General features: G+C 70.4%; 20 protein-coding genes. 19 read left to right on the plus strand and 1 reads right to left on the minus strand.

Annotation, left to right across the window (positions count from 1 at the left end):
* The first annotated feature begins 29 nt into the window (after positions 1-29).
* The 18 genes from ACIBEI_RS04650 to ACIBEI_RS04735 all read left to right on the plus strand — a co-directional run bounded on the left by ACIBEI_RS04650 (position 30) and on the right by ACIBEI_RS04735 (position 21,344).
* The gene (locus tag ACIBEI_RS04650; RefSeq protein WP_398884964.1) at positions 30-1,322 is read left to right on the plus strand and encodes an activator-dependent family glycosyltransferase; all 1,293 of its coding nucleotides are present in this window, start codon (positions 30-32) and stop codon (positions 1,320-1,322) included.
* Between the two features lie 39 nt (positions 1,323-1,361).
* Positions 1,362-2,534, plus strand: a complete 1,173-nt coding sequence (locus tag ACIBEI_RS04655) for a nucleotide disphospho-sugar-binding domain-containing protein (RefSeq protein WP_398884966.1) — start codon at positions 1,362-1,364, stop codon at positions 2,532-2,534.
* Positions 2,535-2,580: 46 nt separating this feature from the next.
* Entirely contained in the window at positions 2,581-3,186 is a 606-nt protein-coding gene (locus ACIBEI_RS04660; protein WP_269647260.1) for a dTDP-4-dehydrorhamnose 3,5-epimerase family protein, read from the plus strand.
* A complete protein-coding gene (locus tag ACIBEI_RS04665) occupies positions 3,183-4,319 on the plus strand; it encodes a nucleotide disphospho-sugar-binding domain-containing protein (protein ID WP_398884968.1) in 1,137 nt (378 codons plus the stop codon). The genes ACIBEI_RS04660 and ACIBEI_RS04665 overlap by 4 nt, the downstream gene beginning before the upstream one ends.
* 84 nt (positions 4,320-4,403) lie before the next feature.
* A complete protein-coding gene (locus tag ACIBEI_RS04670) occupies positions 4,404-5,471 on the plus strand; it encodes a glucose-1-phosphate thymidylyltransferase (protein ID WP_398884970.1) in 1,068 nt (355 codons plus the stop codon).
* Positions 5,468-6,454 (plus strand): dTDP-glucose 4,6-dehydratase, encoded by a 987-nt coding sequence (rfbB, locus tag ACIBEI_RS04675; protein WP_398884972.1) that lies wholly within the window; start codon positions 5,468-5,470, stop codon positions 6,452-6,454. The genes ACIBEI_RS04670 and rfbB overlap by 4 nt, the downstream gene beginning before the upstream one ends.
* Positions 6,447-7,445 (plus strand): NAD-dependent epimerase/dehydratase family protein, encoded by a 999-nt coding sequence (locus ACIBEI_RS04680; RefSeq protein ID WP_398884974.1) that lies wholly within the window; start codon positions 6,447-6,449, stop codon positions 7,443-7,445. Before rfbB ends, ACIBEI_RS04680 begins: the two co-directional genes overlap by 8 nt.
* Complete coding sequence (gene rfbH, locus ACIBEI_RS04685) at positions 7,445-8,749, plus strand: lipopolysaccharide biosynthesis protein RfbH (protein ID WP_398884975.1); 1,305 nt, start codon at positions 7,445-7,447, stop codon at positions 8,747-8,749. The genes ACIBEI_RS04680 and rfbH overlap by 1 nt, the downstream gene beginning before the upstream one ends.
* 61 nt (positions 8,750-8,810) lie before the next feature.
* Positions 8,811-9,848: a hypothetical protein gene (locus ACIBEI_RS04690; RefSeq protein ID WP_398884977.1), complete on the plus strand. Its 1,038-nt coding sequence runs from the start codon at positions 8,811-8,813 to the stop codon at positions 9,846-9,848.
* 12 nt (positions 9,849-9,860) lie between these two features.
* Positions 9,861-11,258 (plus strand): NDP-hexose 2,3-dehydratase family protein, encoded by a 1,398-nt coding sequence (locus tag ACIBEI_RS04695; protein ID WP_398884979.1) that lies wholly within the window; start codon positions 9,861-9,863, stop codon positions 11,256-11,258.
* Entirely contained in the window at positions 11,255-12,307 is a 1,053-nt protein-coding gene (locus ACIBEI_RS04700) for a Gfo/Idh/MocA family protein (RefSeq protein ID WP_398884981.1), read from the plus strand. Before ACIBEI_RS04695 ends, ACIBEI_RS04700 begins: the two co-directional genes overlap by 4 nt.
* The gene (locus tag ACIBEI_RS04705) at positions 12,270-12,989 is read left to right on the plus strand and encodes a 4'-phosphopantetheinyl transferase family protein (RefSeq protein ID WP_398884983.1); all 720 of its coding nucleotides are present in this window, start codon (positions 12,270-12,272) and stop codon (positions 12,987-12,989) included. Before ACIBEI_RS04700 ends, ACIBEI_RS04705 begins: the two co-directional genes overlap by 38 nt.
* Before the next feature lie 16 nt (positions 12,990-13,005).
* Positions 13,006-14,577: an acyl-CoA carboxylase subunit beta gene (locus tag ACIBEI_RS04710; protein ID WP_398884985.1), complete on the plus strand. Its 1,572-nt coding sequence runs from the start codon at positions 13,006-13,008 to the stop codon at positions 14,575-14,577.
* An 11-nt stretch (positions 14,578-14,588) separates the two neighbouring features.
* On the plus strand, positions 14,589-14,795 hold the full coding sequence (locus ACIBEI_RS04715) for an acyl-CoA carboxylase epsilon subunit (RefSeq protein WP_398884987.1): 207 nt from the start codon (positions 14,589-14,591) through the stop codon (positions 14,793-14,795).
* Positions 14,796-14,827: 32 nt separating this feature from the next.
* On the plus strand, positions 14,828-16,600 hold the full coding sequence (locus tag ACIBEI_RS04720; RefSeq protein ID WP_398885127.1) for an acetyl/propionyl/methylcrotonyl-CoA carboxylase subunit alpha: 1,773 nt from the start codon (positions 14,828-14,830) through the stop codon (positions 16,598-16,600).
* Between the two features lie 66 nt (positions 16,601-16,666).
* Positions 16,667-18,529, plus strand: coding sequence for a 2-oxoacid:acceptor oxidoreductase subunit alpha (locus tag ACIBEI_RS04725; RefSeq protein WP_398885129.1), 1,863 nt, complete (start codon positions 16,667-16,669; stop codon positions 18,527-18,529).
* A complete protein-coding gene (locus tag ACIBEI_RS04730; protein WP_398884988.1) occupies positions 18,522-19,607 on the plus strand; it encodes a 2-oxoacid:ferredoxin oxidoreductase subunit beta in 1,086 nt (361 codons plus the stop codon). Before ACIBEI_RS04725 ends, ACIBEI_RS04730 begins: the two co-directional genes overlap by 8 nt.
* Before the next feature lie 354 nt (positions 19,608-19,961).
* Positions 19,962-21,344 carry a glycoside hydrolase family 16 protein gene (locus ACIBEI_RS04735; protein ID WP_398884990.1) on the plus strand — a complete coding sequence of 461 codons (1,383 nt, stop codon included), beginning with the start codon at positions 19,962-19,964 and terminating at the stop codon, positions 21,342-21,344.
* Positions 21,345-21,422: 78 nt separating this feature from the next.
* Here ACIBEI_RS04735 and ACIBEI_RS04740 read toward each other — a convergent pair whose 3' ends face one another.
* Positions 21,423-22,367 carry an AraC family transcriptional regulator gene (locus tag ACIBEI_RS04740; protein WP_398884992.1) on the minus strand — a complete coding sequence of 315 codons (945 nt, stop codon included), beginning with the start codon at positions 22,365-22,367 and terminating at the stop codon, positions 21,423-21,425.
* 146 nt (positions 22,368-22,513) lie between these two features.
* Between ACIBEI_RS04740 and tkt the strand changes: the two genes are divergently transcribed.
* The gene (tkt, locus tag ACIBEI_RS04745) at positions 22,514-24,589 is read left to right on the plus strand and encodes a transketolase (protein ID WP_398884994.1); all 2,076 of its coding nucleotides are present in this window, start codon (positions 22,514-22,516) and stop codon (positions 24,587-24,589) included.

Raw genomic sequence — 24,589 nt, forward strand, 5'->3', positions numbered from 1 at the left:
CCGCTCCCGAACGCGAACGGAGATCAACGATGCGTGTCCTGCTCACCATCTTTCCCGCGACCTCACACCTGTACTCGGTCGTGCCGCTGGCCTGGGCGCTGCAGAGCGCCGGGCACGAGGTCGTCGTGGCGAGCCACTCGGGCGTGGTGGACCCGGGGGTGATCGGGAACATCGGCGCGGCCGGGCTCACCGCGGTGTCGCTCGGCGCCCCGGACGAGCTGTCCCCGGCGCTCGGCGCGCACACCGGGGACGCCGAGCCGGACCGTCCGTCGCTGGGCTTCGACCCCGCCGAGCCGGAGGAGAGCGGCGGCTGGCGCACGGCGCGATCCATCCTCGCCAGCATGTTCTCGCTGTACTACCCGGCGCCCGAGCGGGAGGGCGGACGCCGCCCGGTCCTGGACAACCTGGTCGACTTCGCCCGCGCCTGGCGCCCCGATCTGGTCCTGTGGGACCCCCTGATGCTCGCGGCCCCGATCGCCGCGCGGGTCAGCGGCGCCGCGCACGCCCGGCTGGTCTGGGGCATGGACAACGTCGCCGTGATCCACGACCGCACGAAGCGCGAACTGGCGGACCCGCGCTCGGAGTTGACCGAGCACCCGTGGCTGAGCTGGTTCGGCCCGATGCTGGAGCGGTACGGGCTCGAACTCGACGACGAGATGCTGCTCGGCCAGTGGACCCTCGACCTGACACAGTCCCGGATGCGGCATCCCCTGGACCTGACGCACATCCCGGTTCGCCGGGTCCCCTACACCGGGGCGGCCGCACTGCCCGACTGGCTGCACGCGCGCCCCGAGCGGCCCCGCGCGGTGCTGACCCTGGGGGTGAGCCGGCGCAAGATCTTCGGCAAGTACAGCGGCTTCCCGATGCGCGAGTTCTTCGAATCCGTGTCCGCCCTGGACGTCGAGGTCGTCGCCACCCTCAACAACGAGCAGCTCGCGGCGGTCGGCAAGGTGCCCGACAACGTGCGCACCGTCGAGTACGTGCCGCTCAACCAGGTTCTGCCGACCAGTTCGGCGATCATCCACCACGGAGGCGGCGGCACCTTCGCCGCGGCCGTGGCCCACCGGGTCCCGCAGCTCGTGGTGCCGCTGGTCATGTGGGACGAGATGGTCACGGCCCGCTATGTCGCCGACATGGGCGCCGGCCTGGTCGCCGACCCCGCCGCGCTGGACGTCGACGGCCTGCACAAGCAGCTCGTGCGACTCCTGGAGGACCCGTCGTTCCAGCTCGGCACACGCGGCCTGTACGAGGAGATGCTCGCCGCGCCGGCGCCCACGGACGTCGTACCGCTGCTGGAACGTCTGACCGCCGAGCGCCGCTGACGGCGACCCACCGACCAGGCACCGAGAGGACTCCGTCAGATGCGCGTACTCGTGATCTGCACCCCTGTTCCCACCCACTTCCTGCCGCTCGTGCCGCTCGTCTGGGCGCTGCGCTCGGCGGGGCACGAGGTCCTGGTGACCGGGCAGCCCGATGTGCTCGGCGCCGTGCGGGCCGCCGGGCTGACCGGCGCGGTCGTGGGCGAGTCGTTCGACGTGGACGGGATGCTGCTGCGGGGGCTGGCCGAGGAGCAGCGGCCGTTGCAGGCACGGCCCCGGCCCGCGCCCGAGGTGCTCGGCGGCTACGGCAAGCTCTGGATGGGGCACGCCAAGTCCGTGCTCGGCCACTACCAAGAGCTCGTCGGGGAGTTCGGGCCCGAGTTGATTCTCTCGGACCCGCTGGAGTACTGCTCACTGATCCTCGGCGCGCGGCTGGGCGTGCCGGTGGTCCACCACCGATGGACGGTGGACGCCATCTCCGGTCCGGCCCGGCGCGTGGTGCGCCCCGACTTCCAGGAGCTGTGCGAGGAGCTGGGCCTGCCCGGCCTGCCGGATCCGGCGGTGCTGCTCGACCCGTGCCCGCCGTCCCTGCGGCTGCCGGACTCCGAGCCGGGCACATCCATCCGGTATGTGCCCTACAGCGGCGGTGGTGAGGTGCCCGGCCGGCTGCGCGCGGACCGGGGGCCCGGTGCCGGACGGCAGCGGGTCGCCGTCTCGCTGGGCAACACCCTCGCCCTGCACGGCGAGCCGTTCGCCCGGGACCTGCTGCACTCCCTCGCGGGCCGGCCCGGCACCGAGATCCTCGCGACGGTGCCCGGGCGGCACCGGGCCGGTATCGGTGCCGTACCGGAAAACGTACGGCTGATCGATCCGCTGCCCCTGCACCTGTTCCTCGACCGCTGCGACGCGATGGTCCACCACGGCGGCGCGGGCACCGCGATGACCGCGACCGCCTTCGGGCTGCCGCAGCTCACCCTGCCCCAGCTGGCGGACCACTTCCCGCTGGGCGACCGGCTCGCCGCGACCGGCGCGGGCCTCACCTTCGACAAGGCCGCCGAGCAGGACGACCCGCAGCTGATCGCCGGAGCCCTGGACACCTTGCTGTCGGACCCCGCGTACGGCGCGGCGGCCCGGCGGCTCGCCACGGAGATGGCCGCGATGCCATCGCCCGCCGATGTCGCGGCCGACCTCGAGCGGCTGTCCCGTCAGGCATGAAAGGCCACCACCCCGAGGCCACTGAGCCGAGAGAGGCGAACGCGCGGTGCTGATCGAGGAAATGGTCATTCCCGGTACTTATCTGGTAACGCCCCGTCAGATACTCGATGAGCGGGGGAACTTCTACGAGGCGATGCGTGACGACACGCTGGAGAAGGCGACCGGTGTCGCCTTTCAGCCCCGCCAGATCAACTATTCGGTGTCGAGGCGCCATACGCTGCGCGGCATCCACAGCGTGAGCATTCCGCCGGGTCAGGCGAAGTACGTCACGTGTGTGCGGGGCGTGCTGCGCGACATCGTGGTCGATCTGCGGATCGGTTCCCCGGCGTTCATGAAGCATCAGGTCAATGAGCTCGACGCGGACTCGGGCAGATCCGTCTATGTGCCCGAGGGCGTCGGCCACGGCTTTCTCGCGCTCACCGACGACGCCTGTATCTGCTACGTCGTCTCCAGCACCTATGTGCCCGGAACGCAGATCGACATCAATCCGCTCGACCCCGAGCTCGATCTGCCGTGGGACTGCCCCGAAGTCCCCCTCATCTCCGACAAGGACGCCAAGGCACCGACCGTGGCCGAGGCCAGAGCCGCCGGCGTTCTGCCCCGGTTCGGCAGGACAGGCACGCCCCGATTCACCAAGGCAGGAACACTGTGAGGATCCTCTTCGTCACCGCGGGCAGCCCCGCGACCGTCTTCGCGCTCGCCCCGCTGGCCACCGCCGCCCGCAACGCCGGGCACCAGGTCGTGATGGCCGCGAACGCGGACATGATGCCGCACATCACGGGCTCGGGACTGCCCGGCATCCCGACCACCCACCGGCCGATCCGGGAGTTCATCACCCGGGACCGGGAGGGCAACCCCGAGTCGATCCCCTCCGACCCCGTCGAGCAGGCGCTGTTCACCGGCCGCTGGTTCGCCCGCATGGGCGCGGAGAGCCTCCCGCGCATGCTGGAGTTCGCGCGGTCCTGGCGGCCGGACCTCGTCGTCGGCGGCACGATGTGCTACGTCGCCCCGCTGCTCGCCGCGCATCTGGGCATCCCGCATGTGCGCCAGGCCTGGGACGCCATCGAGGCCGACGGCATCCATCCGGGTGCCGACACCGAACTGGCCCCGGAGCTGGCCGAGTTGGGGCTCGACCGGCTGCCCGAGCCCGAGCTGTTCGTCGACATCTGCCCGCCGAGCCTGCGCCCGGCGAACGCCGGTCCCGCGCAGATGATGCGCTACATCCCGGCCAACGGGCAGCGCAGGCTCGAACCGTGGATGTACTCGCGCGGTGAGCGGCGCCGGATCTGTGTGACCTCGGGCAGCCGGGTCGCCAAGGACAGTTACGACCGGAACTTCGAGTTCCTGCGCGGCATGGCCAAGGACGTCACCGCCTGGGACGTCGAACTCATCGTCGCCGCCCCCGAAGAGGTGGCCGAGGCCCTCACCGCCGAAGTGCCGGGCCTGCGCGCCGGCTGGGTCCCGCTCGACGTCATCGCACCCACCTGCGACCTGCTCGTGCACCACGCGGGCGGTGTCAGCACCCTGACCGCACTCAACGCGGGCGTCCCCCAACTGCTCATCCCCAAGGGGGCCGTCATGGAACGCCCGGCCCTGCGCATCGCCGAGCGGGGAGCGGCGATCACCCTGCTGCCCGGCGAGGACACGGCCGAGCGCATCGCCGACTCCTGCGAGGAACTGCTCGCACACCCCGGATACCGGGAGCGCGCGGGCGAACTCTCCGCGGAGATCGCCACGATGCCGCTGCCCTCCCACGTGATGGCGGCACTGGAACAGCTCCGCTGAACCGCCGAGGCCCCGACGCCCGAGGCACGAACGCCCGGAGCACGACGAGAAAAGGCATGCACACGTGAATCGAGAGGACTCCTCATGAAGGCGCTTGTGCTGGCAGGCGGTTCCGGAACCCGCTTGCGACCCTTCAGTTATTCGATGCCGAAACAGCTCATCCCGATCGCCAACACCCCCGTCCTGGTACATGTTCTGGAGAACATCCGGGACCTGGGCGTCACCGACATCGGCGTCATCGTCGGCCACCGGGGCCCGGAGATCGACGCCGCCCTCGGTGACGGCTCCCGATTCGGCGTGAAACTCACCTACATCTCCCAGGACGCCCCGCGCGGCCTCGCCCACACGGTGGCCGTCGCCCGGGACTTCCTCGGCGACGACGACTTCGTGATGTACCTCGGCGACAACGTGCTGCCCGAGGGCGTCGCCGCCACCGCCGAGGAGTTCACAGCCCGGCGCCCGGCCGCGCAGATCGTGGTCCACAAGGTGACCGACCCACGCCAGTTCGGTGTCGCCGAACTCGGTCCGGACGGCGAGGTGCTGCGTCTGGTGGAGAAGCCGCGCGAACCGCGCAGCGACATGGCGATGGTCGGCGTGTACTTCTTCACCTCGGCCATCCACCGGGCGGTGGACTCGATCGAGCCCAGCGCCCGGGGCGAGCTGGAGATCACGGACGCCATCCAGTGGCTGCTCGCCTCCGGCGCCGACGTCCGCGCCACCCAGTACGGCGGCTACTGGAAGGACGCCGGCAACGTCGAGGACGTCCTGGACTGCAACCGCTACCTCCTGGACCGGCTGGCGCCGTCCGTCGAGGGTGACGTCGACGACCTCAGCGAACTGCTGGGTGCGGTCGTCGTCGAGGCGGGCGCGCGCGTGACACGGTCGCGCATCGAGGGACCGGTGATCATCGGAGCGGGCTCGGTGGTGGAGGACAGCCACATCGGTCCGCACACGTCCATCGGGCGCGGCTGCCTGGTCAGCGACAGCGCCGTGGAGAACTCCATCGCCCTCGACGAGGCATCGGTCAGCGGCGTCAAGGGCCTGCGCAGTTCGCTGATCGGGCGCTCCGCCTCGGTCGGCACCAGTGAGCAGGGCGTCGACCGGTACCGGCTGGTCGTCGGAGACCACACCCGAGTGGAGGTCACGGCATGAGGATCCTCGTCACCGGAGCGGCCGGCTTCATCGGCTCCCACTTCGTGCGCAACGTGCTGGAGGGCTCGTACAGCGGGTGGGAGGACGCGCAGGTCACCGCCCTGGACAAGCTGACGTACGCCGGCAACCGCGACAACCTGCCCGCCTCGCACGAGCGCCTGGTGTTCGTACGCGGCGACGTCTGCGACCGCAAGCTGCTGCGCGAGCTGGTGCCCGGCCACGACGCCGTGGTGCACTTCGCCGCCGAGACGCACGTCGACCGTTCCCTGGAAGGCGCGGGCGACTTCTTCCGTACGAACGTCCTGGGCACCCAGACGCTGCTCGACGCCGTGCTCGACAGCGGGGTGGAGCGGGTCGTGCACGTGTCCACGGACGAGGTGTACGGCTCCATCGACGAGGGCTCCTGGACCGAGGAGTGGCCGCTCGCGCCCAACTCGCCCTACGCGGCGTCGAAGGCAGGCTCCGACCTGGTGGCCCGCGCCTACTGGCGGAGCCACGGCGTCGACCTGTCCATCACACGCTGCTCCAACAACTACGGACCGTACCAGCACCCGGAGAAGCTCATCCCGCTGTTCGTCACGAACCTCCTCGAAGGCCGCCGGGTCCCGTTGTACGGCGCGGGCGCCAACGTCCGTGAGTGGCTGCACGTGGACGACCACTGCCGGGGCATCCACCTGGTCCTGAACCAGGGCCGGGCGGGCGAGATCTACAACATCGGCGGCGGCAACGAGCGCACCAACCTCGCCATCACCGAGCAGCTCCTCGAACTGACCGGCGCGGGTCCCGAGGCGATCCAGCGGGTTCCCGACCGCAAGGCGCACGACCTGCGCTACTCCATCGAGGAGACCAAGATCCGCGAGGAGCTGGGCTACGCCCCGCGGATCGGCTTCGAGCAGGGTCTCGCCGACACGGTCGCCTGGTACCGGGACAACCCGGACTGGTGGAAGGCCGCCAAGCACGGAACGGACCGGGCCGTTGCCTGACCTCGACAAGGCCGCCGGCGGCACTGTCGTCGTGCTCGGCGGCACCGGGTTCATCGGCCGCCACATCGGTGAGGCCTTCTCCGCACTCGGGGCCCGGGTGCACCTGGTCTCCCCGAGCGCCGAGCCCCGCTCGGGCGCCACGGCCACCGTCCGCCTCGACGTGCTCGCCGCCTCCCCCCGGGAGATCGCGGGCCTGCTGGCCACGGTCGGCGCCGACACCGTCGTCAACTCCGCGGGGCGGGTCTGGCAGGCCGACGAGCCCCAGATGGCCGCCAGCAACGCCGTTCTGGTCACCAAGGTCACCGAGGCGCTCGCCGCACTCCCCCGGCAGCCGCGCAAACCCCGGTTGATCCAGCTCGGCAGCGTCCACGAGTACGGCGCGGGCACTCCGGGAGGAGCCATCGCCGAGGACTGGCCGCCGGCGCCCGTCACCCCGTACGGGCGTACCAAACTCCTCGGCACCGAGGCCGTGTCGCGGGCCGTACGGGAGCAGGACGCGGACGCGGTGGTGCTCCGGCTCGCCAACGTGATCGGCCCCGGGATCTCCGTGGCCAGCCTCTTCGGCCAGGTCGCCCGGCATCTCGCCGGGGCCGCCCGCGCCGACGCCCTCGGCGAGAAGCCGGACGAACTTCGACTGCCGCCGCTGCGGGCCGCCCGCGACCTGGTGGACGTCCGGGACGTGGCGGACGCCGTGGTGGCCGCTGCCGTGGCGCCCGGCGCGCGAGTCAGGGGGCGCGTGATCAACGTGGGCCGCGGCGAGGCCGTGCCGGTCCGGGACCTGATCGACCGGATGATCGCGCTCAGCGGCCTCGAGGTTCCGGTGACCGAGGAGGGCGGCGCGCCGCCGAACCGCAACGACGTCGAGTGGCAGTCCCTGGACATCTCCCTGGCGCGCGAACTGCTCGGCTGGACGCCGCGCCGCCCGCTGGACACCTCATTGCGCGAACTGCTCGCGGCCGTGATGCCGCCCGTCGACGAAAGGACAGGATGATGAGCGACCCCAAAGAAACGGTGCTCGACGCGGTCCGCGCGTACCACGACGTCAGCACCCCGGCACGGGAGTTCGTGCCCGGTACGACGGAGATCTGGCCCTCGGGCGCGGTCCTCGAGGTGGAGGACCGGGTGGCGCTGGTGGAAGCCGCCCTCGACATGCGGATCGCCGCCGGGCGCAGCCAGCGCAAGTTCGAGTCGGCGTTCGCCAGGCGGATGAAGCGGCGCAAGGCCCATCTCACCAACTCCGGCTCCTCGGCGAACCTCCTCGCCGTCTCGGCGCTCACCTCGTCGCATCTGGAGGACCGGCGGCTGAAGCCGGGCGACGAGATCATCACCGTCGCGGCGGGCTTCCCCACCACGGTCAACCCGATCCTGCAGAACGGGCTCGTCCCCGTCTTCGTCGACGTGGACCTGACGACGTACAACGCGACCGCGGACAAGGTCGCCGCCGCCATCGGGCCCAAGACCCGGGCGATCATCATCGCGCACGCGCTCGGCAACCCCTTCGAGGTCACCGCGATCGCCCAACTCGCCGAGGAACACGACCTGTTCCTCATCGAGGACAACTGTGACGCGGTCGGCTCGCTGTACGACGGACAGCTCACCGGCACCTTCGGCGACATGACCACGGTCAGCTTCTATCCGGCGCATCACCTCACGATGGGCGAGGGCGGCTGTGTGCTGACCTCGAACCTGGCGCTCGCCCGGATCGTGGAGTCGCTGCGGGACTGGGGGCGGGACTGCTGGTGCGAGCCGGGCGAGAACGACAAGTGCCTCAAGCGGTTCAAGTACCAGATGGGCACCCTGCCGGCCGGCTACGACCACAAGTACATCTTCTCGCACGTCGGTTACAACCTGAAGGCCACCGACATCCAGGCCGCCCTCGGCCTGACCCAGCTCGCCAAGCTCGACGACTTCATCGACGCCCGCAAGCGCAACTGGCGGCGGCTGCGCGAGGGCCTGGACGGCGTACCCGGGCTGATCCTGCCCGAGGCCACGCCCCGCTCCGACCCGAGCTGGTTCGGATTCGTGATCACCGTGGACCCCGAAGCCCCTTTCGGCCGCGCGGAGTTGGTGTCCCACCTGGAGGACCGCAAGATCGGCACCCGGCGGCTGTTCGCCGGCAATCTCACCCGGCATCCCGCCTACATCGACCAGCCCCACCGGGTGGTCGGCGACCTGACCAACAGCGACATCATCACCGAGCACACGTTCTGGATCGGGGTCTACCCGGCGCTCACCGACGAGATGCTCGACTACGTGACCGCCTCGATCAAGGAGTTCGTGGCCGCGCGCGGCTGAGTCACGGCTTCTGCGCAGACCCGCACCCGAAACGCATGCGAAAGGCGTTGACGTACCCGCGATGAACGAGAAAACAGCGAACGGCAGGACGGCGGGCCGAACGAGGCCCGGACCCGGCGGCAGGCCGGCCCGCGGACTCCGTGGGCGAAGGGCCCGCGGACCCGGTGGGCGCACCGCGCTCGGGCTCGGTGGCCGGGTGGCGCTCGGGCTCGGCGGTGCCGTCGTGCTGCTCCTGGCCGGTGTGCAGGGGCCCGCGGTCGCTGCCCCGCCCGTCGGGAGCAGCCCGGTCGCCGCCTCGGCCGCCGAGGGCTCCCACACCGTCGAACTGCGCTCCACCGCCGAGGGGTTCACGGCGCCGGCGACCACCCGGCCCGGGCTCACCACCTTCAACGCCTCCACCACGCAGCAGGGCAAGGGCTGGATCGGCCTCGTCCGGCTGACGCCGGGGGTGAGCTGGGACGACTTCACGAACGACCTGTTCCGCGCGCTGGGCAACACACCGGCCGAGGTGCCCCAAGGCGCCAAGGACCTGAACCGGGACGCCACCCTGCTCGGCGGGCTGGTCATCCACGACGGGCAGCCCGGCGCCTTCACCCAGCGCCTGTACCCGGGCACCTACCTGCTGTTCGACTACCTCGCGGTGGCCGACGCCCAGCCCCGCTACCGCTGGCTGACGGTGTCCGGCAGCTCCGTGGACCAGGGTCTGACGCCGACCGCGACGGTCGTGTCGAAGAACGTGCCGGGCACCGGTCCCCGCTTCGAGGTCCAGGGCAAGGTGCGGGCCGGACAGCCCGTGCGGTTCGTGAACCGGATCCCGGGCCAGGTCAACGAGTTCCTCTTCGTACGGATCGCGGAAGGTACGACCGAGGCCGACCTGAAGGCGTACTTCGACTCGATGCCGGACGACGGCAGCTTCCCGCCGGGCTCGCCCTTCACCTCGGTCAGCCTGGGCAGCCTCCCGCTGTCCACGGACCGGTCGACGGTGGTGAAGGTCCCGACCGGGACCGGCCCCTACGCACTCATCACCTGGAACAAGGACGCCACCGACGGCATCAAGCTCGTCAAGAAGGGCCTGTTCACGATCGTCGACGTCGACTGAGGGAGTCCTCCCATGCTGTCCCACACCCTTCAATCGCGCGGCGAGGCCGCCCTGGCCGACCGGCTCGCGCTGTCGGCCGCCACCACCGAGGGTTCCCAGCTGGCGACCGCCGACTTCCACGGCTGGCTCGCCGAGCGCGGCCGGGCCAACGCGTTCCGCGTGGACCGCATCCCGTTCGCCGAGTTGCAGGGCTGGTCGTTCGAGGAGTCCACCGGAAACCTGGTGCACCGCAGCGGCCGGTTCTTCACGGTCGAGGGCCTGCACGTCACCGAACGGGACGGTCCCTACGGCGACGGCCCGTACGCCGACTGGTACCAGCCCATCATCAAGCAGCCCGAGGTCGGCATCCTGGGCATCCTCGTCAAGGAGTTCGACGGGGTGCCGCACTTCCTGATGCAGGCCAAGATGGAGCCCGGCAACCCGAATCTGCTCCAGCTCTCCCCCACGGTCCAGGCCACCCGCAGCAACTACACCAAGGCCCACCAGGGCGCGGACGTGAAGTACATCGAGCACTTCGTCGGACCGGGCCGCGGCCGGGTCGTCGCGGACGCCCTGCAGTCCGAGCACGGCTCCTGGTTCTTCCGGAAGTCCAACCGCAACATGATCGTGGAGGCGGTCGGCGACGTCCCGCTCCTCGACGACTTCTGCTGGCTCACCCTCGGCCAGATCGGCGAGCTGCTGCACCAGGACAATGTCGTCAACATGGACTCACGGACCGTGCTGTCCTGCCTGCCCCTGCCGGCGACGGCGTCCGGCGCACTGCTCACCGACATCCAGCTGCTGTCCTGGATCACCGGGGAGCGCGCCCGGCACGACGTGCACGCCGAACGCGTCCCGCTGGCCGGGCTGCCCGGCTGGCGGCAGGACGAGATGACCGTCGAGCACGAGGAGGGCCGTTACTTCAACGTCGTCGGAGTGGCCGTGCAGGCCGGCAACCGCGAGGTCACCAGCTGGACCCAGCCCCTCTTCGAGCCGGTCGGCACCGGCGTCACGGCCTTTCTCACCCGGGAGTTCGACGGCGTACCGCACGTCCTGGTGCACGCCCGGGTCGAGGGCGGCTTCCTGGACACCGTGGAACTCGGCCCCACCGTCCAGTACACGCCGGGCAACTACGCCCACCTCGCGGAGAAGGACCGCCCGCCCTTCCTCGACTCGGTTCTCGACGCGTCGCCCGACCGTGTCCGCTACGGTGCCGTGCACTCGGAGGAGGGCGGCCGGTTCCGCAACGCCGAGAGCCGCTATCTGATCGTCGACGCCGCCGAGCACGACACGCCGCTCGACCCACCGCCCGGCTACGCCTGGGTCACCCCCGGCCAGCTCACCTGGCTCGTCCGCCACGGCCACTATCTCAACGTGCAGGCACGCACGCTGCTGGCCTGCCTCAACGCACTCCCGGTGAGGACACGTTGAGCGCGGGTGCGGCGGCCGGGGCCCCGGTGCGGATCGGAGTGCTGGGCTGCGCGGACATCGCGGTGCGCCGCATGATGCCCGCGTTCGCCGCCTCCCCCGGTCTGGAGATCGCGGCGGTCGCCAGCCGTGACCTCGCCAAGGCCGAACGGGTCGCCGAACGCTTCGGCTGCCAACCCGTCCAGGGATACGCCGAACTCCTGCGACGCGACGACATCCAGGCCGTGTACGTGCCGCTGCCGGCGGCGCTGCACGCCAGGTGGGTGGAGGCGGCGCTCGACGCGGGCCTGCACGTCCTCGCCGAGAAGCCCCTCAGCACGGATTCCGCGACCACCGAACGGCTGCTGTGCCTCGCCGCCGCCCGGGGGCTCGCGCTGATGGAGAACGTGATGTTCGTCCACCATCCCGTGCACGAGGCGGTACGGCGCCTCGTCGCGGACGGCAGGATCGGTGAACTCCGCACCTTTCAGGCGGCGTTCACCATTCCCCGGCTTCCCGACGACGACATCCGGTACGTCCCCGAGCTCGGCGGCGGCGCACTGGCGGACGTGGGGCTCTATCCGCTGCGGGCAGCCCTGCACTTCCTCGGGCCGGACGTCGAGGTCGTCGGTGCCCATCTCGCGAACGGCACGGGGCGCCTGGTCGAGACGTCCGGCGCCGCACTGCTGCGCGCACCCGGCGGAGTCACCGCGCAGATCACCTTCGGCATGGAGCACGCATACCGCTCCGGGTACGAGCTGTGGGGCAGCGAGGGCCGGATCACCGTCGACCGCGCCTTCACCCCGCCCGCCGACCACATCCCCCTGATCACCGTGCAGCGTGGCGCGGACATCGAGGAGATCCGGCTGCGACCCGCCGACCAGGTCGCGGCCACCGTCAGGGCCTTCACGTCGGCGGTGCGGGCGGGCACCTCGCCGAGCGCGGACACGCTACGGCAGGCGGTGCTGCTGAGTGATGTGCGACGAGCGGGAGCATCGGGTGATGGAGCGTCAAGAGCCAGTGTGGACAAGCACGTTGGAAGTCTTTCTGCTGTCTCCGAACCGTCGGTCTGAGGAGGACCGTGCCGAGTTCCCCTCGTACGGACCCGGCGCGCTCGACGAGCTCGACGACGCCGAGCGGCGGCGGGCAGCCGCCTTCCGGCGCCCGGCCGACCGGGATCTGTATGTGGCGGCGCACATCGCGCTGAGGCGGGTGCTCGCCACGTACGTCGGGATCCCCGCACGCGAGCTCGCCTTCGCCCGTGCGGACTGCCCCCGGTGCGGCGGCCCGCACGGCAGGCCCGTACTCGCCGCGCCTGGCTCCGTCCCGCACTTCTCGCTCTCGCACAGCCATGGCACGGCGCTCATCGCCGTGGCCGCCCGCCCGGTCGGCGCCGACGTGGAGCAGCTGCCGACACCCGAGCGGGTGGAGGTCTGCCTGCCCTCCCTGCACCCGTACGAACAGGCGGAACTGCGACGCCTGGAGGGAGCGGACCGGCAGGCCGGCTTCGCCCGCGTCTGGGCGCGCAAGGAGGCATACCTGAAAGGCACGGGCGCCGGAATCGGCCGCTGGATGTCCGAGGTGTACGTCGGCGCCGGCGGCCCGGAAGCCCCGCGAGGGCCGGACGGCTGGACCGTACGGGACGTGCCGTGCCCGGCGGGCCACGCGGCGGCCGTCGCGCTCCACGGCACACCGCCCACGCACACCGTCGTGCGTGAACTGCCCGGGGATCTCCGGTCCCTGACCAGCCACTGATCGGGAGGGCACACGTATGACCATCATGGAGGAGCGGCGGCCGACGGCCACGCACGTCGAGGAGCTGGCCAGGATCAAGAGGCAGGTGCACGAGGGTCCCGGCGAACGCGCGACCTCGGCCCAGCACGCCCGCGGCAAGCTGACGGCCCGCGAGCGCATCCAACTCCTCATGGACGAAGGCTCGTTCAACGAGGTGGAGCCGCTGCGCCGGCACCGGGCGACCGGTTTCGGTCTGGAGGCGAACCGCCCGTACACGGACGGTGTGATCACCGGCTGGGGCGCCGTCCACGGGCGCACGGTCTTCGTGTACGCGCATGACTTCCGCATTTTCGGCGGCTCGCTCGGCGAGGCCCACGCAACGAAGATCCACAAGATCATGGACATGGCCATCGCGGCCGGCGCGCCCCTGGTGTCGCTGAACGACGGTGCGGGCGCCCGGATCCAGGAGGGCGTCAGCGCGCTCGCCGGCTACGGCGGCATCTTCCAGCGCAACACCCGCGCCTCGGGCGTCATCCCGCAGATCTCCGTGATGCTCGGCCCGTGCGCGGGCGGCGCGGCCTACAGCCCGGCCCTGACGGACTTCGTCTTCATGGTCCGCGAGACCTCGCAGATGTTCATCACGGGCCCCGACGTCGTCAAGGCGGTCACCGGCGAGGAGATCACCCAGAACGGCCTGGGCGGCGCCGACGTGCACGCCGAGACCTCCGGCGTCGCGCACTTCGCGTACGACGACGAGGAGACCTGCATCCACGAGGTGCGGTATCTGCTCTCGATGCTGCCGCAGAACAACCGCGACGTCCCGCCCCGCGTGGACCCCGACGACCTGGCGGACCGGCGCACCGACGCCCTGTTGGACCTGGTCCCCGTGGACGGCAACCGGCCGTACGACATGACCAAGGTGATCGGGGAACTCGTCGACGACGGGGACTTTCTGGAGGTCCACGAGCGCTGGGCCCGCAACATCATCTGCGCGCTCGCCCGGCTCGACGGCCAGGTGGTGGGCATCGTCGCCAACCAGCCGCAGTCGATGGCCGGCGTCCTCGACATCGCGGCCAGCGAGAAGGCGGCACGCTTCGTGCAACTGTGCGACGCGTTCAGCATCCCGCTGGTGACGCTGCTCGACGTGCCGGGCTTTCTGCCGGGCGTGGACCAGGAGCACGGCGGCATCATCCGGCACGGCGCGAAACTGCTCTACGCCTACTGCAACGCGACCGTGCCGCGCATCTCCCTGATCCTGCGCAAGGCGTACGGCGGTGCGTACATCGTCATGGACTCGCAGTCCATCGGCGCCGACCTGACCTACGCCTGGCCGTCGAACGAGATCGCGGTGATGGGCGCGGAAGGCGCCGCCAACGTTGTCTTCCGCCGGCAGATCGCCGCCGCCGACGACCCCGAGGCGATGCGCGCCAGGCTGGTCAAGGAGTACAAGGCCGAGCTCATGCATCCGTACTACGCGGCCGAGCGCGGCCTGGTCGACGACGTCATCGACCCCGCCGAGACCCGTACGGTACTCATCCGCTCCCTGGCGATGCTGCGCACCAAGCACGCGGAGCTGCCCTCCCGCAAACACGGCAACCCCCCACAGTGACAGGAGAGTTCGTGACCACCAGCGTTCCGTCCATCCAGGTGTTGAAGGGAGAGGCCGGCGCGGAGGAGCTCGCCGCCCTGACCGCCGTCCTCCTCGCCGGCAGTGCGCGACGTCCCGTTCCGGACGGCGACAACGCCCGTGCGGCATCGCTGCGAGCCGGATGGCAGCGCATGGGCCATACCTCCGGGTACGGCGCGCCACAGAGTTGGCGTACATGAGCGCCGCCCGCCTACGCCTCCGTCAGGCCCGCATACGCAAGGTGTTGATCGCCAACCGTGGCGAAATCGCTGTTCGTGTCGCCCGGGCGTGCCGAGACGCCGGTATCGCGAGCGTGGCGGTGTACGCCGAGCCGGACCGGGACGCACTGCATGTGCGGGCCGCCGACGAGGCGTTCGCGCTGGGCGGTGACACCCCCGCGACCAGCTACCTCGACATCACCAAGGTGCTGCAGGCCGCCAAGGACTCCGGCGCGGACGCCATCCACCCCGGCTACGGCTTCCTTTCCGAGAACGCCGACTTCGCCCAGGCCGTCCTGGACGCCCAGCTGATCTGGATCGGCCCGCCCCCGCAGGCCATTCGCGACCTGGGCGACAAGGTCGCCGCCCGGCACATCGCCCAGCGCGCCGGCGCCCCACTGGTCGCCGGCACCCCCGACCCGGTCTCGGGCTCGGACGAGGTCGTGGCCTTCGCCGAGCAGCACGGCCTGCCGATCGCCATCAAGGCGGCCTTCGGCGGCGGCGGCCGCGGCCTGAAGGTCGCCCGCACCCTGGAAGAGGTCCCCGAACTGTACGACTCCGCGGTGCGCGAGGCCATCGCCGCCTTCGGCCGCGGCGAGTGCTTCGTGGAGCGCTACCTCGACCAGCCCCGCCACGTGGAGACCCAGTGCCTGGCCGACTCCCACGGCAACGTGGTCGTCGTCTCCACCCGCGACTGCTCCCTGCAGCGCCGCCACCAGAAGCTCGTCGAGGAGGCCCCGGCCCCGTTCCTCTCCCCCGAGCAGAACGACCAGCTGTACGCCGCCTCCAAGGCCATCCTCAAGGAAGCCGGCTACATCGGCGCGGGCACCGTGGAGTTCCTGGTCGGCACCGACGGCACGATCTCCTTCCTGGAGGTCAACACCCGCCTCCAGGTGGAGCACCCGGTCACCGAGGAGGTCGCCGGTATCGACCTGGTCCGCGAGATGTTCCGCATCGCCGACGGCGAACACCTCGGCTACGGCGACCCGCAACTGCGCGGCCACTCCTTCGAGTTCCGCATCAACGGCGAGGACCCGGGCCGGGGCTTCCTGCCCGCCCCCGGCACCGTCACCACCTTCGCGCCGCCGTCGGGTCCGGGCGTGCGGCTGGACGCGGGCGTGGAGAGCGGTAGCGTCATCGGCCCGGCCTGGGACTCCCTGCTCGCCAAACTGATCGTCACCGGCGCCACCCGCGAGCAGGCCCTGCAGCGGGCCGCCCGCGCGCTGGCCGAGTTCACCGTCGAGGGCATGGCCACCGCCATCCCCTTCCACCGCGCCGTGGTGAAGGATCCGGCGTTTGCCCCCGAACTGACCGGCTCCGCCGACCCGTTCACGGTCCACACCCGCTGGATCGAGACCGAGTTCGTCAACGAGATCAAGCCGTTCGCGGCTCCCGCGGACACCGAGGTGGAGGACGAGCCGGGCCGTGAGACCGTCGTCGTCGAGGTCGGCGGCAAACGCCTGGAAGTCTCCCTGCCCATCTCCCTGGGCATGTCCCTGGCCCGCACCGGCCTCGCCGCCGGCGCCAAGCCCAAACGCCGCGCGGCCAAGAAGTCCGGCCCGGCCGCCTCCGGCGACACCCTCGCCTCCCCCATGCAGGGCACCATCGTCAAGGTCGCCGTCGAGGAGGGCCAGGAGGTCAAGGAAGGCGACCTCGTCGTCGTCCTGGAAGCCATGAAGATGGAACAACCCCTCAACGCCCACCGCTCCGGCACCATCAAGGCCCTCACCGCCGAGGTCGGCGCCTCCGTCACCTCCGGCGCCCTCATCTGCGAAATCAATTCCTAGGGAGACTCCGTGTTCACCAGGCCCGACCTCCCGAATGATTCCGGCGCCCTTGATGAATCCGCCCCCCTGCCATCGAAGGATGTACGCCGGCTGGACCGGGTGATCATCCGGTTCGCGGGGGACTCCGGTGACGGTATGCAGCTCACCGGGGACCGTTTCACCTCCGAGACGGCATCGTTCGGGAACGACCTTTCGACACTGCCGAACTTCCCCGCCGAGATCCGCGCGCCCGCAGGCACCCTGCCGGGCGTTTCGTCTTTCCAGCTGCATTTCGCCGACCACGACATCCTCACCCCCGGCGACGCGCCCAACGTCCTGGTGGCGATGAACCCGGCCGCCCTGAAGGCCAACATCGCCGACGTACCGCGCGGCGCGGAGATCATCGTCAACACGGACGAGTTCACCAAACGGGCGATGCAGAAGGTCGGCTACGCCACGAGCCCTCTGGAGGACGGTTCGCTGGACGGCTACAGCGTCCATCCCGTCCCCCTCACCACGCTGACCGTCGAGGCCCTCAAGGAGTTCGACCTCACCCGCAAGGAGGCCGAGCGCAGCAAGAACATGTTCGCGCTCGGGCTGCTGTCCTGGATGTATCACCGGCCGACCGAGGGCACCGAGAAGTTCCTCACCGCCAAGTTCGCCAAGAAGCCCGATATCGCGGCGGCCAATATCGCCGCGTTCCGGGCGGGCTGGAACTTCGGCGAGACCACCGAGGACTTCGCGGTCTCCTATGAGATCGCGCCGGCCACCGCCGCGTTCCCCACCGGCACCTACCGCAACATCTCCGGGAACCTGGCCCTGTCCTACGGCCTGATCGCCGCCTCGGCCCAGGCCGACCTGCCGCTCTACCTGGGCTCCTACCCGATCACCCCGGCCTCGGACATCCTGCACGAACTGAGCCGGCACAAGAACTTCGGCGTGCGGACCTTCCAGGCCGAGGACGAGATCGCCGGCATCGGCGCCGCACTGGGAGCGGCCTTCGGCGGCTCGCTCGCCGTCACCACCACCTCCGGCCCCGGTGTCGCCCTCAAGAGCGAGACGATCGGGCTCGCCGTCTCGCTGGAACTGCCGCTGCTGGTCATCGACATCCAGCGCGGCGGCCCCTCCACCGGCCTGCCCACCAAGACCGAACAGGCGGACCTGCTCCAGGCCATGTTCGGCCGCAACGGCGAGGCACCGGTGCCGATCGTGGCCCCCCAGACCCCCGCCGACTGCTTCGACGCCGCCATCGAGGCCGCCCGCATCGCGCTGGCCTACCGCACCCCGGTCCTGCTGCTGTCCGACGGCTACCTGGCCAACGGGTCCGAGCCGTGGCGGATCCCGGACACCGACGAACTGCCCGACCTGCGCGTGCAGTTCGCCCAGGGACCCAACCACACCCTCAACGACGGCACCGAGGTCTTCTGGCCCTACAAACGCGACCCCCAGACCCTCGCCCGCCCGTGGGCCATCCCCGGCACACCCGGTCTGGAACACCGCATCGGCGGCATCGAGAAGCAGGACGGCACCGGCAACATCTCCTACGACCCCGCCAACCACGACTTCATGGTCCGCACCCGCCAGGCGAAGATCGACGGCATCGACGTACCGGACATGAAGGTAGACGACCCCTCCGGCGCGGCCACCACCCTCGTGCTCGGCTGGGGCTCCACGTATGGACCCATCACCGCCGCCGTGCGGCGGCTGCGCGGGGCCGGGGAGGCGATCGCCCAGGCACACCTGCGGCACCTCAACCCCTTCCCCGCGAATCTCGGCACCGTGCTGAAGGGTTACGACACGGTGGTGATCCCCGAGATGAACCTCGGGCAGCTCGCCACCCTGGTCAGGGCGAAATACCTGGTGGACGCCCACTCCTACAACCAGGTCAACGGAATGCCGTTCAAGGCCGAACAGCTTGCCACGGCTCTCAAGGAGGCCATCGATGGCTGAGACGACCACCAAAGGCCCGGGCACGATCGAGGCGCTCACTCTGGTGCCCAAGGCCGAGGCCAGGCAGTCCATGAAGGACTTCAAGTCCGACCAGGAAGTGCGCTGGTGCCCCGGCTGCGGCGACTACGCGATCCTCGCCGCGGTGCAGGGCTTCATGCCCGAACTGGGTCTCGCCAAGGAGAACATCGTCTTCGTCTCGGGCATCGGCTGCTCGTCCCGCTTCCCGTACTACATGAACACCTACGGGATGCACTCCATCCACGGCCGGGCGCCGGCGATCGCCACCGGGCTCGCCTCCTCCCGCCGCGACCTGTCCGTGTGGGTGGTGACCGGTGACGGCGACGCGCTGTCCATCGGCGGCAACCACCTCATCCACGCCCTGCGCCGCAACGTCAACCTGAAGATCCTCCTCTTCAACAACCGCATCTACGGACTCACCAAGGGCCAGTACAGCCCCACCTCAGAGGTCGGCAAAATCACCAAGTCCACACCGATGGGCTCCCTCGACGCACCCTTCAACCCCGTGTCACTGGCCATCGGCGCCGAGGCCTCGTTCGTGGCACGGACCGTCGACTCCGACCGCAAACACCTCACCGAAGTCCTGCGCCAGGCCGCCGCCCACCGGGGCACCGCCCTCGTCGAGATCTACCAGAACTGCAACATCTTCAACGACGGCGCCTTCGAAGCCCTCAAGGACCGGCAGCAGGCCGAGGAGGCGGTGATCCGCCTGGAACACGGACAGCAGATCCGCTTCGGGGCACCGCTCGACAGCGGTGTCGTACGCGATGAGCGGACCGGCGACCTCAAGGTCGTCACCGTCACTCCGGAGAACGAGGCGCAGATCCTGGTCCACGACGCGCACTCCGCGTCCCCCACCACCGCGTTCGCACTCTCCCGGCTCGCCGACCCGGACACACTCCACCACACACCCATCGGTGTGTTCCGCTCCGTCGACCGGCCCGTCTACGACGTCCAGATGTCGGACCAACTCGACGCGGCCATCGAACAGAACGGCAAGGGCGAACTCTCCGCGCTGCTTGCCGGCGGCGACGCCTGGACCGTACTCGACTCGCGCTGAACGTGACGTCCTGCTCTTCGTAGAACACCCTTCGACGCCCCCCGGTACCGCGGCCTGAGCCGCGGTACCGGGGGGCTTTCGGCGTTCGCGCGTCCGGCAGGCCGGGAGCGCTCCCTAACGCCGCGTCCGATCCGTTCCCCGTTCGAGGTTCGATCCGCCCCCCTTCACGGTGTGAACTCCCCTGCCCCCTAAAGGCTTTCTCTGCTTTATCTCTTGACGACCGGAGTGCCGAAGAGCACATTGGCCGCGCGGCCGTTTTGAGAGCGCTCTCAAATGCTCTCGCGTACCCACGAACCACCCCGGAACACCCCCGAACCACCCGCGCACCCCCACTCCGTACCCGAAGAGGCACCCATGAGGGAAACTTCAGGCACACCCGTCAGACGCGGTCCACTCCGACGCACGCTCATCGCGCTGGTCAGCGTGTTGAGCCTCGCGGCGGCCGGGGCATCGGCGGCAGAGGCGGACGCGCCCGCGCCGCCCACCGGCTGGACCCAGGTCTTCGTCGACGACTTCAACGGCACGGCGGGCACCGGCGTCAACACCTCGAACTGGCAGTACGCGACCGGCCACGGCTACCCGGGCGGGCCCGCCAACTGGGGCACGGGCGAGATCGAGAACATGACGTCCAGCACCAACAACGTGGCGCTGGACGGCGCCGGGAACCTCCGGATCACCCCCCGCCGGGACGCGGCGGGCAACTGGACCTCGGGCCGTATCGAGACCAACCGCACCGACTTCCAGCCGCCCGCCGGTGGCAAGCTGCGTGTCCAGTCCCGGATCCAGATGCCGAACGTGACGGGCGCCGCCGCCCGCGGCTACTGGCCGGCGTTCTGGATGCTGGGCGCGCCCTACCGCGGCAACTACCAGAACTGGCCGAGCGTCGGCGAGTTGGACATCCTGGAGAACGTCCAGGGTCTCAACACCGTGTGGGCCACGATGCATTGCGGCACCAACCCCGGCGGCCCCTGCAACGAGACGACCGGCCTCGGCGGCTCCACCGCCTGCCCGGGCGCGACCTGCCAGGCGGGCTTCCACACGTACGGCATGGAGTGGGACCGGTCGACGAGCCCGGAGGAGATCCGCTTCTACGTCGACGGCATCAACTACCACACCGTACGGGCGAATCAAGTCGACGCGACGACCTGGTCGAACGCCACGAACCACGGTTTCTTCATCATCCTGAACGTGGCGATGGGCGGCGGTTTCGTGGACGCCTTCGGCGGCGGCCCGGACGGGGCCACCGTGCCCGGCCATCCACTCGTCGTCGACTACGTCCAGGTGCTGCAGTCCACTGGCGGCACCACGCCTCCGCCGACCGGCAACCGTGACGCGTACAGCGCGATCCAGGCCGAGTCGTTCGACGGGCAGAGCGGCACGATCACCGAGACCACGACCGACACGGGCGGCGGCCAGAACATCGGCGCCCTCGCCAACGGCGACTGGGCCCTCTTCCGGGGCGTCAACTTCGGCTCCACGGCGGCCAGGCAGTTCAGCGCCCGGGTCGCGAGCGGCGTGGGGGGCGGCGCCAGTGGCCTGGTCGAAGTCCGCCTCGACAGCCGTACGAACGCCCCGATCGGCACCTTCGCGCTCGCCAACACCGGCGGGTGGCAGAGCTGGCGGACCGTCCCGACGAACATCAGCAGCGTCACCGGGACGCACGACGTCTATCTGACCTTCACGAGCGGCCAGCCCGCGGACTTCGTGAACGTGAACTGGTTCAGCTTCGCCCGCTGAGAGCCGAGTCGGAGAGGAGGGGGCGGGCCGGTCAGGCCCGCCCCCTCCTTCAGTTCCCCAGTGCGGGTTCGTCAGCTCTCAGTGCAGTTCCGACCGGAACGCCGCCGGCGCCACCCCGGTGTGCTGGTGGAAGAACTTGGTGAAGTTGGCCGCGTCGGGGAAGCCCACCGAGACCCCGACGCGGCCGATCGGCATGTCCGTGTGGGCGAGGAGCCGCTTGGCCTCCAGGACGACCCGCTTGTCGATGAAGCCCTTCGGGGTCTCGCCCGTCGCGGCGCGGACCGCCCGGACGAGGGTGCGGCGGGAGTAGCCGAGGGTGTCGGCGTACGCGCTGACGCTGTGGTTGGTGGCGAAGCCCTTCTCGACCGCCTCGCGGAAGCGGGTGAAGGTGGTGTCCGCCTGGTCGCGTGCCGCGTCGGCGGAGCTGGCGGCCAGATGGGCGAGGCGGAGCAGGAACGCCGTCAGGGAGTGCCGCAGCACGGATGTGTGCAGGCTGAGCGGCAGTGTGGTCGTGTCGACGTACTCGCGTTCCAGTTGGGCGAGGCCTGCCCGCAGTCCGGCGAGCTGGGCCGGGTCGGGCCTGAGCAGGGGCGGCAGGTCGTAGCGGTAGAGGCCGGTCGACTCGACCGTGGCGCGGGGCAGGAAGCCCGGCTGCATGATCAGGACCGTTCCGCGATAGGCCTCCGTACTGGAGAAACGGTGGACCTGGCCGGGGCGTATCCACAGGACCTCACCGGCGGAGACCTCGTACTCGGTGAAGTCGACCATGTGCCGGACCGGTCCTTCCCCGAAGAGCATGACCACGTGGAAGTCGATGCGGTGGACGCGCTCGATCGCCTCGTTCGCGTGCCAGGTCCGGCCGGGCTCCATCGGACCGACCTGCATGCCGACTCCGCAGACGCTCAGGTCGACGGGAAAGGGAAAGGTCCTGATCCCGTCGCCGCCGTCACCGTCTGGACCGCCGCCGACGTCACGGCCGCCACCTTCCCGGCCGCCACCGCCTTGGGTGCTTCTGTCCGCCATGTCCCTCTCGCGTCGGCTCGGTCCCGCAGTCGTTGTCCCACTTTCACCAAAGGCTGACACAGGGCCACCTTCCCCGGCAAAAGTCAGACTTTTAAGTTTGAACGCAACCGAGCAGTTACTGGGCTTCTACCAAGGACTTCTTGAAGATGAGCACGCAGACACCTGACAGCTTTGAGTGGACCGACCTGGACCGGCGAGCCGTCGACACGGCCCGTCTGCTTGCGGCGGACGCCGTGCAGAAGGTCGGCAACGGCCACCCCGGAACCGCGATGAGCCTGGCCCCGGCGGCGTACACCCTCTTTCAGAAGGTGATGCGACACGATCCCGCGGACCCCGAGTGGACCGGCCGCGACCGCTTCGTCCTCTCCCCCGGCCACACCTCGCTGACCCTCTACACCCAGCTCTTCCTCTCCGGATACGAGCTGGAGCTGGACGACCTCAAGGCGTTCCGCACGCACGGCTCGAAGACGCCCGGCCACCCGGAGTACGGGCACACGGCCGGGGTCGAGACGACCACGGGCCCCCTCGGCCAGGGCGTCGCCAACGCGGTGGGCATGGCGATGGCCGCCCGCTTCGAGCGCGGTCTGTTCGACCCCGAGGCCCCCGAGGGCGAGTCCCCCTTCGACCACACCGTCTGGGCGATCGTCTCGGACGGCGACCTGGAGGAGGGCATCTCCGCCGAGGCGTCCTCGCTCGCCGGCCACCAGAAGCTCGGCAACCTCGTCTTCGTCTACGACGACAACCACATCTCCATCGAGGGCGACACCGCCACCGCCTTCTCCGAGGACGTGCTGAAGCGGTACGAGGCGTACGGCTGGCACGTGCAGCGGATCGAGCCCGCGCTCGGCGGCGACATCGACCCGCACGCGCTCCACGAGGCCCTCACCGCGGCCAAGGCCGAGACCGGGCGCCCCTCGATCATCGCGATGCGCACGATCATCGCCTGGCCCGCCCCGAACGCCCAGAACACCGAGGCCGCGCACGGCTCGGCACTCGGCGCCGAGGAGATCGCGGCCACCAAGCGCCTCCTGGGCTTCGACCCGGAGCAGACCTTCGAGGTAGCGGACGAGGTACTCGCCCACGCCCGCCGGGCCCTCGACCGGGGCGCCGAGGCGCACGCCGCCTGGAACAAGCAGCTGGCCGAGTGGCGCACCGCGCAGCCCGCGCGCGCCAAGCTCTTCGACCGGATCGTGGCCGGTCAGCTCCCCGAGGGCTGGGAGTCCGCCCTGCCGGTGTTCGAGGCGGGCACGTCCGTCGCGACCCGTGCCGCGTCCGGCAAGGTCCTCCAGGCGCTCGGCGATGTGCTCCCCGAGCTGTGGGGCGGCTCCGCCGACCTGGCCGGCTCGAACAACACCACCATCGACAAGTCCTCGTCCTTCCTCCCGAAGGGCAACCCGCTGCCGGAGGCCGACCCGTACGGCCGAACCGTCCACTTCGGAATCCGCGAGCACTCGATGGCCGCCGAGATGAACGGCATCGCGCTGCACGGCAACACCCGGATCTACGGCGGCACGTTCCTCGTCTTCTCCGACTACATGCGCAACGCCGTCCGCCTTTCGGCCCTGATGCAGCTGCCGGTGACGTACGTCTGGACGCACGACTCGATCGGCCTCGGCGAGGACGGCCCGACCCACCAGCCGGTCGAACACCTCGCCTCGCTCCGTGCCATCCCGGGCCTGAACATCGTGCGCCCGGCCGACGCCAACGAGACGTCGATCGCCTGGGCCGAGATCCTGAAGCGGCACGCCACCAACCCGGCCCCGCACGGCCTCGCCCTCACCCGTCAGGGCGTGCCGACGTACGAGGCCAACCCCGAGGCGGCGAAGGGTGGTTACGTCCTGCGCGACTCCTCCACCGGGACCTCGGACGTGATTCTCATCGCGACCGGCTCCGAGGTGCAGCTCGCCGTCGCGGCACGTGAGCAGCTGGAAGCCGAGGGAGTGGGCACCCGTGTGGTGTCCATGCCGTCCGTGGAGTGGTTCGAGGAGCAGTCCGCCGAGTACCGGGAGAGCGTCCTGCCGATGTCCGTGAAGGCCCGCGTGGCGGTCGAGGCCGGGATCGGTCTGACCTGGTACCGGTACGTCGGTGACCATGGACGCATCGTCTCCCTCGAACACTTCGGCGCCTCCGCCGACGCCAAGACCCTCTTTGCCGAGTTCGGCTTCACACCCGAGAACGTGGCCGCCACCGCCAAGGAATCCCTGGCCGCCGTCCGCGGTTGA

Source organism: Streptomyces sp. NPDC050988 (assembly GCF_044456225.1).
GTDB lineage: Bacteria > Actinomycetota > Actinomycetes > Streptomycetales > Streptomycetaceae > Streptomyces.

Excerpts from the sequence above, each read along its gene's own strand:
- ACIBEI_RS04695 (WP_398884979.1), top strand. The coding sequence starts at position 9,861 with ATGCTGTCCCACACCCTTCAATCGCGCGGCGAGGCCGCCCTGGCCGAC.
- ACIBEI_RS04655 (WP_398884966.1), top strand. The coding sequence starts at position 1,362 with ATGCGCGTACTCGTGATCTGCACCCCTGTTCCCACCCACTTCCTGCCG.
- ACIBEI_RS04690 (WP_398884977.1), top strand. The coding sequence starts at position 8,811 with ATGAACGAGAAAACAGCGAACGGCAGGACGGCGGGCCGAACGAGGCCC.
- ACIBEI_RS04740 (WP_398884992.1), bottom strand. The coding sequence starts at position 22,367 with ATGGCGGACAGAAGCACCCAAGGCGGTGGCGGCCGGGAAGGTGGCGGC.
- rfbB (WP_398884972.1), top strand. The coding sequence starts at position 5,468 with ATGAGGATCCTCGTCACCGGAGCGGCCGGCTTCATCGGCTCCCACTTC.
- ACIBEI_RS04650 (WP_398884964.1), top strand. The coding sequence starts at position 30 with ATGCGTGTCCTGCTCACCATCTTTCCCGCGACCTCACACCTGTACTCG.
- ACIBEI_RS04710 (WP_398884985.1), top strand. The coding sequence starts at position 13,006 with ATGACCATCATGGAGGAGCGGCGGCCGACGGCCACGCACGTCGAGGAG.
- ACIBEI_RS04735 (WP_398884990.1), top strand. The coding sequence starts at position 19,962 with ATGAGGGAAACTTCAGGCACACCCGTCAGACGCGGTCCACTCCGACGC.
- ACIBEI_RS04670 (WP_398884970.1), top strand. The coding sequence starts at position 4,404 with ATGAAGGCGCTTGTGCTGGCAGGCGGTTCCGGAACCCGCTTGCGACCC.
- tkt (WP_398884994.1), top strand. The coding sequence starts at position 22,514 with ATGAGCACGCAGACACCTGACAGCTTTGAGTGGACCGACCTGGACCGG.
- ACIBEI_RS04730 (WP_398884988.1), top strand. The coding sequence starts at position 18,522 with ATGGCTGAGACGACCACCAAAGGCCCGGGCACGATCGAGGCGCTCACT.
- rfbH (WP_398884975.1), top strand. The coding sequence starts at position 7,445 with ATGAGCGACCCCAAAGAAACGGTGCTCGACGCGGTCCGCGCGTACCAC.